Origin of the sequence: Photorhabdus sp. RM96S (genome assembly GCF_042879335.1) — a bacterium.
GTDB lineage: Bacteria > Pseudomonadota > Gammaproteobacteria > Enterobacterales > Enterobacteriaceae > Photorhabdus > Photorhabdus kayaii.
In genome coordinates this window covers 1-11,705 of record NZ_JBHFKT010000032.1, presented here as the reverse complement: position 1 = coordinate 11,705, position 11,705 = coordinate 1, and the positions used below count along the sequence as shown (strand labels likewise).

The following is an 11,705-nucleotide window of genomic DNA, read 5'->3' as shown; positions in this document are numbered from 1 at the left end:
GTTCTTAATGGAATTCGGTTAATTGATGCTCGCATGTAAAAAATGACAAAGAGCCTCCAAGAAAAGCATATAAAGGTTACATCAATCCAAATAACAGCCGAGTTTCAAGGGATAGCGCCACAACTCAGTACGAGCTTATTTCACTATCCCCTAAGACTATATTAAGACTATGTGCTCTTTAGCGCTTCTTAGATGCCTGTAAATAAAGCATCTCCAATGCAATAGTCGCACCGGCCAGAGCCGTAATTTCAGACTGATCATAAGCTGGAGCAACTTCTACCACATCCATACCGACAATATTTAGCGGTTGCAAACCACGCAGCAATTTCAGTGCACGATCGGTTGTCAGGCCACCAATGACTGGCGTGCCCGTACCCGGCGCAAAAGCTGGATCAAGACAATCGATATCGAAAGTCAGGTAAACCGGCATATCACCAACCGTCTCTTTTATCTGAGCAAGCAAATCATCCACACTACGGTCATTAACCTGATCAGCATCCAGTACCGTAAAACCATCGTCCCGTCCATGTTCAGTACGAATACCAATTTGTACTGAATGATGCGGATCGATCAACCCTTCATTTGGTGCGTGATAGAACATGGTACCGTGATCAAATTGGCTACCGTTTGGATAGGTGTCAGCATGAGCATCAAAATGAACCAGAGCCATTTTACCGAAATGTTTGGCATGAGCGCGCAACAAAGGCAAAGTAATAAAGTGGTCACCACCAAAAGAGAGCATACGCTTACCGGAAGCCAGCACTTTTTCAGCATGAGCCTGTAATTTATCACTCATATCCTGAGCATCACCAAAGTTGAAGACCACATCACCGCAATCTACAACTTTAAGACAATTGCGTAGCTTAAAATCCCACGGCCAACGGCGGCTTTCCCATGCCAAGTGAGTAGAAACCTGACGAATGGCCGCAGGCCCGTGGCGACTACCTGCACGACCTGATGTTGCCATGTCAAATGGTACGCCAGTAATTACCCACTCTGCATCGCTGGAATATGGCTGGAAATTCAGCGGAAAGCGCAGGAAACCGAAGGCATTAGAAACCAAAGAGTCATCTTGTTGGTTGCCCAAGGTACTTATTGTCATGAGATATATCCTCAAAAGTTTCCCGACAGAACAAAGCTATTTAATTCCAGGATACCCATGCCATGACGAAATGGGGTATTTCTGAGATAACCCTATTTCTCTGCATCTCCGCATCTGGTTTATATTAAATAACGTTATCTGTATACAGGAGGCTTAATTAACACCAGAAGATTATTCATCTTCCAGATATGTGTAGCCATAAAGACCACTTTCAAATTCCAGTAAAAATTGCTCTTGCAAGCCTGTATCCAAATCCGTGCCTTTTACTTGATCACGGAAGCGAGCCATCAATACATTAGGGTCCAGTTTCACATATTGCAGCATATCCGCGACTGAATCCCCCTCTTCACTTTGGTTATAGGTCACTTCGCCATTATCGAATACATAAACATCAATAGCCGCTGTATCGCCAAACAGGTTATGCATATTGCCAAGAATTTCCTGATATGCTCCCACCATGAAGAAACCAATCATTGGCGGGCAATCAGGATCATAAGCGGGCATCGGCATTGTCGCGGCTACACCATCACCATCCACATAATGATCAACAATACCATCGGAGTCACAGGTGATATCCAACAATACCGCACGGCGATCCAACGGCTTATCCAGTCCCTCAATGGGTAAAACAGGAAATAACTGATCGATACCCCATGCATCAGGCAGAGACTGGAACAGTGAGAAATTCACATAGAATTTGTCTGCCATACGCTCTTGCAACTCATCAATAATTGGCCGGTGAGCACGGTTGCTTGGATCAAGATCCTGTTGAATATGGCGACAGATATTCAGATATAACTCTTCCGCCCACGCCCGCTCTGCCAAATCCAGCATGCCATGAGCATATTGTGTATGAACATCATGTAGATCGAGCTGACCATCATGCAGCGATTCACGTAAAGAGCGTCTATTTCCTTCTGAATGCATCTCCTGCCAGGTTTCCCACAAACTGGTGAGCGGGCGAGAAGCATCTTCTGCCGGTGGTGTCGTCTGCGTAAATTCATTACGCTCAACCCCGATAACATTAGAGACCAAGACAGTATGGTGAGCGGTCAGGGCACGACCTGATTCCGTGATAACCGTCGGATGGGGTAAACCATGTTCATCACAAGCATCACCAATACCCCAGATGACATTGTTGGCATATTCATTCAACCCATAGTTCACAGAACAATCAGATTGAGAGCGGGTCCCTTCATAATCGACCCCCAGTCCACCACCAACATCAAAACATTGAATATTTACCCCGAGTTTATGTAATTCGACATAAAAACGCGCTGACTCACGGACACCTGTTGCAATATCACGGATATTCGCCAACTGTGAGCCTAGGTGAAAATGCAACAATTGCAGACTATCAAGTCGATCCACTGCGCGCAAAATCTCAACCAATTGCAATACCTGAGTTGCCGCCAGCCCAAACTTCGATTTTTCACCGCCACTGGCTTGCCATTTACCTGAACCCTGAGATGCCAAACGTGCACGGACTCCCAAACGCGGGATCACATTCAATCGTTCAGCTTCTTCCAATACCTGGGCAATCTCAGACATCTTTTCGATCACCAAATAAACCTTGTGACCTAACTTCTCACCTATTAGCGCCAGACGAATATATTCACGATCTTTATATCCATTACACACGATGACGGTACGAGTCATACCCGCATGGGCCAGCACTGCCATTAATTCCGCTTTAGAGCCAGCCTCAAGCCCTAAAGGTTCACCGGAACTGGCCAGTGATTCAATAACGCGGCGTTGTTGGTTAACTTTAATGGGATAAACTAAAAAGTAATCGCCTTTATAACCATATGACTCTCTGGCACGTTTAAATGCGGCATTGATTGAACGCAAACGATGTTGCAGGATTTGAGGGAAACAAAATAGCGCCGGCAAACGCAAATGTTTCTGCTCCTGCTGAACTTTTTTCACCAATTCCGCAAGATCAATTTTTGCCCCCGGCAAATCAGGATTTGGACACACACTAACATTGCCAAGATCATTGACGTAGTAGTAACTCCCTCCCCAATATGCAATATTGTAAGTCTGTTGCATTTTACGAGCGATATTATCATTCATGGCAGTCTCCTTAAGGGAGTTAGAGTTTTTCGCCTTCGCCTGTAATTAATAAATAACCCAAAACGCCATAATCTCACGTGTTGAGAAATATCAGGGAACAGCATGCTCTTAGGTTGTAAAAAGCGTTTAGTTACTACTAAACAACGACAAAATTACCGAGTGACAATACGACTGTCCGACATATCCGGCCTGTTTGCTGGTAACAGATAACATCGAATTAAAGACATATTGAAAAGAAAGGAAAAAGACGCGGATACATCCGACGACAAGTGTGGCTGTTGGCCATTAGCAATCAGCAGATAATGGTTCATTACCCCATTCACCCCCACACATGACTCATATCTAAGGAGCCATTTTCTCGATTGAGAAACAGAAGCTAGTTAGCTTTCTGCGAATCTGTAGCCAAAATAGTTCAACTACGGCCGCAGTTTATACTCGCAATCACATAAAATTGCAAAATGAAATTGAACAAAACTGACATACAAACCAAGAAATTATTCATTCACCCAATGAAAATGACTAGCTGAACTAAAAAAATCTAGCACATGGATAAGAATTATCCTAAAATAGCCATCTAGATGTTAATCCATCCATTTCCAAACTGAAATTATATTTTAAGGTAACGTTATATAATGACCACATACCTTTTCACTTCCGAATCTGTTTCCGAAGGGCATCCTGATAAAATTGCAGACCAAATATCTGATGCCGTTCTTGATGCTATTCTAGAACAAGATCCAAAAGCACGAGTTGCCTGTGAAACCTATGTTAAAACCGGCATGGTCATGGTTGGTGGTGAAATTACTACCAGCGCTTGGGTTGATATTGAAGAAATTACGCGACAAACAGTTCGAGAGATTGGTTATGTTAATTCTGAAATGGGTTTTGATGCAAACTCATGTGCAGTATTAAGTGCCATTGGTAAACAATCACCGGATATTAACCAAGGTGTTGACCGTGAAGATCCCCTGCAACAAGGTGCTGGTGACCAAGGGCTAATGTTTGGTTATGCAACCAACGAAACTGATGTACTCATGCCTGCGCCTATCACCTATGCACACCGTCTGGTTCAGCGTCAAGCTGAAGTTCGGAAAAATGGTGTACTGCCGTGGTTACGCCCCGATGCTAAAAGCCAAGTCACTTTCCAATACAATAACGACAAAATTGTCGGCGTTGACGCGGTTGTACTTTCCACACAGCATGCTGAAAATATTAGTCAGAAAGATCTGCAAGAAGCGGTCATGGAAGAGATCATCAAGCCGGTACTGCCTGCTGAATGGTTAAATCCAACAACCAAATATTTCATTAACCCAACTGGTCGTTTTGTCATTGGTGGCCCAATGGGTGACTGTGGTCTGACTGGTCGTAAAATCATCGTAGATACTTACGGTGGCATGGCACGTCATGGTGGCGGAGCATTCTCCGGTAAAGATCCATCCAAAGTCGACCGTTCAGCGGCTTATGCTGCACGCTATGTGGCAAAAAATATTGTCGCGGCTGGTCTGGCTGATCGTTGCGAAATTCAAGTTTCTTACGCTATCGGCGTTGCAGAACCGACTTCCATCATGGTGGAAACATTCGGCACTGAAAAAGTTTCAACGGCAACTTTGACTCTACTGGTACGTGAATTCTTTGATTTACGTCCTCATGGTTTGATTCAGATGCTGGATCTATTGCACCCAATCTATCGTGATACTGCCGCTTATGGTCATTTTGGTCGTCCACAGTTCCCGTGGGAAGCCACTGATAAAGCAGAAGCACTGCGTGATGCTGCGGGCCTAAAGCTATCAGCGATGAATATGTAAAAATATATACGCGAAAAGCCCGGTTTGGATAATTGAACCCGGCTTTTTTAGCATTAGCTGACAATTGAAGAATCCGTGACAATATTATTATCAGCTTGTTTCAAGATTTCTAATAAAATTCACTGATCATTGCCTATTTACTTTCAATACATGAAATTAGTTAACGTTCCAATTTCTCTACAACAAGCCATTATGAATACTTTGCAGCAAAAACTGCAACAAGCAAACTTATATCTCAACCGTGATTTTCCTGAACCTACAATAAACTACCGCCAGAGGGGAACTACTGCGGGCAGTGCCTATATAAAAAATTGGGAAATCCGCCTTAATCCAGTATTATTGATTGAAAATCAACAAACTTTTATTGATGAAGTTGTACCTCACGAATTAGCTCATCTATTGGTTTATCGCTACTTTGGGAAAGTGCCTCCACATGGAAAACAGTGGCGTTGGATGATGGAAAAAGTACTGAACGTTCCAGCTAACCGTACACACAAATTTAAAATCGACTCAGTACGTAGTCAAACTTTTACTTATTACTGTAGTTGCCAACAACATGAATTAACCCTACGACGCCATAATAAAATTCTGCGAGGAGAAAGTCATTATATCTGTCAAAAATGCGGAGAAAGGCTTATTGTTAAATCAATTGACTCTTTCAATCCTAATTTATAAAGATTTATAATAATAAAAATGTGATTTAATTACTCCACTATCTGAATATAAATCATACTAATAATATATGAACCAAAATCCTATTTTATCAATAAATTCTTATAAATATTCTCATTTTAAAAAAGAAAGAAATTTTTTAAGTAAAATTAAAATCTCCAGATAAGAAAATTAAGCAATAATTAATTTTATACCCTATGGATTTCAAGATGCATCGCGACGGCAAGGGAACGAATCCCTGGGAGCATAGATAACTATGTGACCGGGGTGAATGCAGCCAACAAAGAGGCAGCTTGAAGGATGACGGGTATAAAATTAATCCTGTTAAGGTTCTGTATTACCATCAGGTTAAAAAACTGAGTCTAAGATAAACCACAAAAATAATGGATCATATCTGGCTCAAATAGTCCAGATACAAGCCTTGTACAGGGAAGCAAGGGATAAAATTTATACCCTATGGATTTCAAGTTGCATCGCGACGGCAAGGGAGCGAATCCCCGGGAGCATAGGTAACTATGTGACCGGGGTGAGTGAGTGCAGCCAACAAAGAGGCAACTTGAAAGATGACGGGTATATAACTAATAAAAATATAGTCTTAACGTAAAAGTCAGTTTCCCTGACTATCCTGTATCATTATTATATCGAGTGAACATCTATCTGATAAGGAATCAATTAACCACCTTTTACATCTTACAATATATTAATATTTATTTAATGATAAAATTATTTCCCGAAGTCTATACAATCTTTGAATTATCCCCTTCCCCGGCCTTGATAATCTCGGTATAATATTGATCCACTTGTTTAGCTATAAAGAAAGAATTAGGTGCCCAAATCATTACTCCATTATAGCCACTATTAATAACTAAACTACAAATTCCTTTTACTTTAGATAAAGAGGTGAATTCTGGAGAGATACCAAAAAATAAATTTTATTTTTTCATTCCATAACCAACATAAGTCATCTCATAACCTTCATCCAAGAAATCTGCTATATTTTCTTGACCATAACACTGTTACCCTTTTTTCCACACGCTGACGAATTAGGTAGAAATTAAATAGTCTTGACCCAGAAAAATACAGGACTCAGACCTTAATGAACGCGTGATTTAAATTATCTAATTTTTGGGAGCAATTCATAAGGCTAGGTAGTTTTGACTGTCATATTTTTTGAATAAATATTAGTTACAAAAAATTCACCTACTCTTGTTTCTTGCTGAATATTGTTTGCAAAATAGTTTAATTTTAATCATTACTTTATAAATGTTCTTTTAACTCGAATATATATAATAAAATAAGGCATCCATATACATGTATAAAACACAGTTCTAAAAAGCAAGAAAAGATAATTATAATCCAGTTTTATTTCATATAAATAATGAGCCAATGCTAAATCGGTTATTACAAATAATGAAGTAAAAACCAAAAGGATAATATAAAATAAATGTATTCTTTTCTTTAGAAAAAAGAAAAGAACAGATGTATAAAGTGCAACTCCAAAAATAAGGTGCACATCCCTTTTATCAATGACAAATGGTTTTGCCTTAACCTCAGCATCTCCTCCTGTCTGATAGTTGGATACCGGGCACACTTTCGATGATAAAACGCCTTGATAACATTATCTTATCCCTCTCAGCCAGCAGGAGTGCTTTCATATTTCGGCGCTTTTGGGTGACGAAAGTGACACCAGTTTTGCCTAAATTGTCTGCCAGTTCCTGACTGAGATAACCTTTATCGCCGTAAAGCGAACCCGTTAATTCTGTTGTTAATTCGCGAACAGGTTCCCGAGCATCCACATTACCGGCAGTCACTTTCAGCGCCAGAATTTCGCCTAAATGGTTAACAACCAAGTGTAACTTGAAACCGTAAAACCATCCCATTAAATTTTTTCCGCGCTTTGCTATCCCCTCAAAAACCTTATGACGGGGAATACCGATGTTATGACAAACCCGCAAACTGGTGGAATCAATAAAAGCAATGCCGGTTGGTTTCCCTTTTAATTGAGTCAGATAACTACATAGTGGCACCAAAACGGAAGGGGCCACACTGACAAAACGAGGATAGCTGAGCAAGGTGGGAAAATCGTTGTGGTGATATTTCCAAATATGTTCTAGATAAAAATTTTTAAAATCACGGTAATGTGACAGATGAAAAAGGATCAAAATGGTCATGATTTCACTGGGATACATGTGACCTTGTCGGCGGCGTAAACGATGCCCGCTATCGAGATAAAATTGTTCCCATTGAGAGATGAAAAAACGGCAAAGACCATCGACATCATAGAAAATCTCAACGAACTTGTTCATAGCCTGTTCCTTCCCGGAGCTGTTTTCGGCGTTCACCAAAATATGGCTCCTGGAACAGGCTTCACGTCAATTTTTTATCCAGAATTCGGGTTAAGTAACCTCAGCCCTGCGTTCATTCACACTTTTGTGTTAACAAAAGGGGATAGCATGCCCTATCAGGTTTTGCGAAGATTGATTATTGATGACATAAACAACGGCAAATCGACCCAGTAAAAACCTAAACTAAAATATGACTCTATGAAGTAATGACACTTTTAAGGTTTATCAAGTGCAGAACTCATCGTGACATGGGCAACTCTGCTCATAAACCCATAAAGATGTCAGATAGATTTAAGCAAGCCCAACACGCATCAAAATCAATATTGCAAGAACTCGGAGACCATAGATATTTTTGCCGAACCGGAATGTTCAGGACAGACGGTCTAAATGAGCCGCTTACAATCAAAGAGTATTGAATACTTATTCAATCATCTTCTTTCTCCATTTTTATCCCTATTTTGATAATAAATTATCCCATATTGAGGCATAGATAGGTGTAAACCTTCTCATTACACTGATCTTTTTGGAATGTCATTGAACTAAGAGTATTATGTCAAAAACTTATCTTGCATTTGAAAAACCAATCTTTGAGTTGTATGAAAAAATTGATGCGTTAATAACGTATAGACAAAAATGTCATCCTGTACAGATTGAAATAGAAGAAGAAATCAGTCTACTGGAGAAAAAATGCCAGTCGTTAACCCAATCTATTTTTTCCTCCCTTAGTGCCTGGGAAATTGTGCAGTTAGCAAGGCATCCCATGAGGCCTTATACATTAGATTATGTTGACCTGATTTTTACTGAGTTTCAGGAACTGGCAGGCGATAGGATGTTTGCGGATGATAAAGCAATAGTGGGGGGATTAGCCCGGTTAGATAATCGCCCGGTTATGTTGATCGGGCAACAAAAAGGCCGCAGCACAAAAGAAAAAGTCATGCGTAATTTTGGAATGCCTTCACCTGAAGGCTATCGTAAGGCATTACGTTTGATAAAAATGGCAGAACGCTTTCATTTGCCTATCATTATTTTTATTGATTCTGCCGGAGCGTATCCTGGAATCGGCGCGGAAGAACGAGGTCAATCAGAAGCGATAGCACGTAATATTATGGAAATGTCTCGTATAAAAACACCGATTATTTGTGTTATCACAGGAGAGGGGTGCTCCAGTGGTGCCTTAGCTATCGGAGTCGGTGATCGCATTAATATGTTGGAATACAGTACCTATGCCGCGATATCGCCGGAAGGCTGTGCATCCATTCTATGGAAAGATGTACAAAAAGCCCAATTTGCCGCAGAAGCCATGGGAATGACAGCCACTCGCCTTAAGAATTTAGGTATTATTGATAGCATAATTCCAGAGCCTTTAGGCGGTGCTCATCGCAATTATCAGCAGGCTGCTGAAAACCTTAAACAACAACTTATTAAGGATTTGTCAGAGTTAAGTTTGTTAGATACCGGAAAATTAGTTGAAGCCAGATATCAAAAAATTATGGCGATCGGTTATTGTTAATATGGGTGCCATACAACTAATCATGGAAAAAAGTTTTATCGTGGAGAGCTTATGAATATTGACCTTAATTTATTAAGGGTTTTTATAATGGTTGCAACACAGGGAAGTTTTGCACGCGCGTCAGAACAGCTCTCTATGCCGACATCCAATGTTAGCCGCGGAATTAAACAGTTAGAAGAACAAATTAACTGTCGCTTGATTGAACGTACAACCAGACGCATGCGTTTGACAGAGCAAGGGCTAATCCTATTACAACGAAGCACAAAACTGTATGCAGAATTAGACGAAACAATAAATCAGATTACTCATTCTGATTTATTGTCAGGGACTTTGCGTATGACGATACCCAGTGAGGTGGGTAGCGAATTATTGGCAGGTATCATAGCGCAATTTGCGTTGCAACATCCCAAAATATCCATTCATTGTGATACGCAATTAATGTCATTAGATGTCATTAGTGATGATATCGATCTGTTATTGACCTTTCATCGTGGTGAACTCGAAAATAGTAGTTATCACTCACGTTTAATTAAGTCGTGGAAGAGTGTGGTTGTAGCATCTCCGAAGTTACTTGAACAAACAGGAAGACCGGATACTCTGGATCAACTTACTCACATGCCTTGTATCTCAAGCTTGAATGCCATTAAAGGACAGCCATGGGTATTTATTGATCAGGATGGTCATCAAAAGAGAATAAATATTAATAGTCATTTCCGGGTCAACAGCGGAAGTTTAGCAAAGACGGCAGCAGAGAAAGGTGTAGGATTTGCGATATTGTCTCTGGATACATGCTTAGAAGAGATTCGGCAAGGCAAATTGCAAATAATCACATTTGCTGAACAACCAGCACCCCTTGAATTAAGGGCCATTTATGCGAGCCGCAGTTCACTCTCTCCTAAAATAGGCGCCTTTTTGAATCATCTTTTTGCCTGCCTTAACTTAACATTTACTTAATATTTGGCAAGGATGCGTCGACCACAAAGGGTATGTCCATGATTTTATTAGATGAAGGTGAAGTTCATGAAGTTACCTTGAATACCATCATATTCAATAGTAAGATAAATTTTCTATCAAGACTAAGTTAAAATATCCTCATCTATGAGCTTTCAGAGAAAATGCCGATGCGAGCATCGCCCCCATAACGACCCCTTTAAAATAACGTCACTGCATGAACTACACGTTTATTAAAACGATTACTTAATTATTCCGAAGTTATCACCATTAGTATCAACTCTGACAATCAATTGCCACTCAATGCTTTTGTTTGATCTATGTTGGTGGTGATTTTGGGCAAGGGACAGAGCTCCTTCATTGCTTGTAATTTCTTTTCTATAGACTGTGCAGCAGTAAATTCCAGATTCGGGAACTTTACTTCCTAGTGAGTACCTTAATGTCCAACGAGTTTTGTTATCCATAACCCTTTGTAAATACTTCTCGGGTGCGACACGAGGCTGTTTCTGTGATTGTCTCAGCCAATAACCTGAGGTTTACTTAAGAAGGGAACTCAGTGCCTGAGGCACGATCAAAGTTTTTGTCAAAGAAAACAAAATCGTGGAGATCCTCAGGCATGTCTAATTTAGAAGAACTTTACTGCTGCGTCGATGACTTTTGCCAAAAATTTATTCTCTCTGTACTTTTCTTTCGTCACGCAAGGCTGAAACCCAGGGGAGCACTTTTATTGATTCAACCAAAATTGCCGTTTGCCACAATCTCCGTATTCCCCGTCATCACGTATTTCAGGGCATCGCACAGCGAGGGAAAACCCGTACCGGCTGGTCTTATGGCTTTAAACTTCATCTGATTATCAATCATTGTGGTGAACTTTTGGCGGTTAAGTTGACCTCAGGAAATAAAGATGAGCGTCATCCTGTCAAAGCGCGGGTACAAGGGTTAACGGGGTGTTTATTGGCGATAAAGGGTATTTGTCACAGGCCTTGTGCGATGAACTGGAAGCGGAAGGAATAACGTTAATCATTCATGTCCGTAATAACATGAAGGCAAAAGCGTTATCTCTCTGGGATAAGCTGATGTTAAGAAGGTAATTTTTGATAGAAACGGTCGTGGATCAACTCAAAAACATTTCTCAGATAGCGCATTCAAGACACCGCAGTCAGCTCGGTTTTTTATTGGAAATCGTCGCTGGCCTAATTGCTTATACATTCCAACCTAAAAAACCGAGCTTGAATTTACGGGAT

8 protein-coding genes and 2 pseudogenes are annotated in these 11,705 nt (G+C 40.6%); 6 read left to right on the top strand and 4 right to left on the bottom strand.

Annotation, left to right across the window (positions count from 1 at the left end):
- Positions 1-178 precede the first annotated feature (178 nt).
- Positions 179-1,102, bottom strand: coding sequence for an agmatinase (gene speB, locus ACGF49_RS17765; protein WP_113043361.1), 924 nt, complete (start codon positions 1,100-1,102; stop codon positions 179-181).
- Positions 1,103-1,273: 171 nt separating this feature from the next.
- Entirely contained in the window at positions 1,274-3,178 is a 1,905-nt protein-coding gene (gene speA, locus ACGF49_RS17760) for a biosynthetic arginine decarboxylase (protein ID WP_113043362.1), read from the bottom strand.
- Positions 3,179-3,810: 632 nt separating this feature from the next.
- Between speA and metK the strand changes: the two genes are divergently transcribed.
- From metK to ACGF49_RS17745, 3 genes are all read left to right on the top strand, one after another.
- Positions 3,811-4,983, top strand: coding sequence for a methionine adenosyltransferase (gene metK, locus ACGF49_RS17755; protein WP_011147846.1), 1,173 nt, complete (start codon positions 3,811-3,813; stop codon positions 4,981-4,983).
- Positions 4,984-5,133: 150 nt separating this feature from the next.
- Complete coding sequence (locus ACGF49_RS17750) at positions 5,134-5,658, top strand: SprT family zinc-dependent metalloprotease (RefSeq protein WP_113043363.1); 525 nt, start codon at positions 5,134-5,136, stop codon at positions 5,656-5,658.
- A gap of 418 nt (positions 5,659-6,076) precedes the next feature.
- Positions 6,077-6,259, top strand: a complete 183-nt coding sequence (locus tag ACGF49_RS17745) for a hypothetical protein (RefSeq protein WP_387492110.1) — start codon at positions 6,077-6,079, stop codon at positions 6,257-6,259.
- Between the two features lie 648 nt (positions 6,260-6,907).
- On the opposite strand, the gene ACGF49_RS17740 is transcribed toward ACGF49_RS17745, so the two are convergent.
- Both ACGF49_RS17740 and ACGF49_RS17735 read right to left on the bottom strand, forming a co-directional pair.
- The gene (locus tag ACGF49_RS17740; protein WP_387492131.1) at positions 6,908-7,168 is read right to left on the bottom strand and encodes a DUF2569 family protein; all 261 of its coding nucleotides are present in this window, start codon (positions 7,166-7,168) and stop codon (positions 6,908-6,910) included.
- Between the two features lie 67 nt (positions 7,169-7,235).
- Positions 7,236-7,961 (bottom strand): annotated as a pseudogene (locus ACGF49_RS17735) (IS982 family transposase); the annotation flags it as partial.
- Between the two features lie 589 nt (positions 7,962-8,550).
- Between ACGF49_RS17735 and accA the strand changes: the two are divergent.
- From accA to ACGF49_RS17720, 3 genes and pseudogenes are all read left to right on the top strand, one after another.
- Positions 8,551-9,510, top strand: coding sequence for an acetyl-CoA carboxylase carboxyl transferase subunit alpha (gene accA / locus ACGF49_RS17730; RefSeq protein WP_387492108.1), 960 nt, complete (start codon positions 8,551-8,553; stop codon positions 9,508-9,510).
- A 51-nt stretch (positions 9,511-9,561) separates the two neighbouring features.
- Positions 9,562-10,464 carry a LysR family transcriptional regulator gene (locus ACGF49_RS17725; RefSeq protein WP_271866583.1) on the top strand — a complete coding sequence of 301 codons (903 nt, stop codon included), beginning with the start codon at positions 9,562-9,564 and terminating at the stop codon, positions 10,462-10,464.
- Between the two features lie 654 nt (positions 10,465-11,118).
- Positions 11,119-11,705: pseudogene (locus ACGF49_RS17720) on the top strand (IS982 family transposase); the annotation flags it as partial.